An 812-nucleotide genomic window follows, 5' to 3' on the forward strand; every position below is an offset into this window, starting at 1 on the left:
CGGGCGATCACGATTTCCGCATCGGCCAGCATCTGCATCGAATTGCGAGTGAGCGAGTTCGGGCTGGCCCGATAGAAAGCGAGTGGCTCGTCGACCATCACCCAATTTTTGCCCAGACGCGCGAGGCGCTGCCACAAATCCCAGTCCTCGCAGGTGCGCAGCGACACATCGAAACCGCCCAACTCGACAATTGTCTCCCGATCGACCAGCAGCGCGTGAGTTCGGATGGCACACCGGCGGGCGAATGTTTCGAAGGGCTGGATCGCAACCTCCGTCGGGATGCTCGGCGGGGTGAGTTCGCCATCGGGCATCACGCGCCGGGAACCGCAATAGGCCGCCACTGCATCGGGCGCGGTTTTCAGCGCGGCCAGCATTTTCGCAAGGAAGCCGGCATCCACCCAATCGTCCGCATCCAGAAACATCAGCCAATGGCCACGCGCTGTCGAAATCCCGCTATTGCGCGCGCCGGCGGCGCTATACGCGCAAGAGCTCAATGTCCGAAATCGGGCATCGCGCTCCCCATAACCGGCGATGATCGCGGCGGTGGCGTCCGTGGAGGCGTCGTCGACGACGATCGCCTCCCAATCCGCTATTTCCTGATCGAGAAGGCAATCGAGCGCGCGCGCCAGCGTTGCCTCCGCGTTGTGCGCAGGAACCACGATTGAAACCAAGGGATTATGCGCCACGCCGTCTTACCCGCGCCTGGCTCGGAGGTAGAACAAGAGTCCCGAAACATAGCCGGCGATCTCCTGCCAAAGGAAACGGTCCTCAGGGACGCTGCGTCCAAACAGTCTCCTGCGAACTCTTGCGAG

The 812-nt window shown here is 62.4% G+C and carries 1 protein-coding gene; it reads right to left on the reverse strand.

Features of this window, described 5'->3' with window-relative positions:
- On the reverse strand, positions 1-686 hold a 686-nt coding region (locus AC0L26_RS31955; protein WP_473636082.1), incomplete at its 3' end, for a glycosyltransferase family 2 protein.
- Between the last annotated feature and the right edge of the window lie 126 nt (positions 687-812).

This window comes from Mesorhizobium sp. WSM4823 (assembly GCF_055811195.1).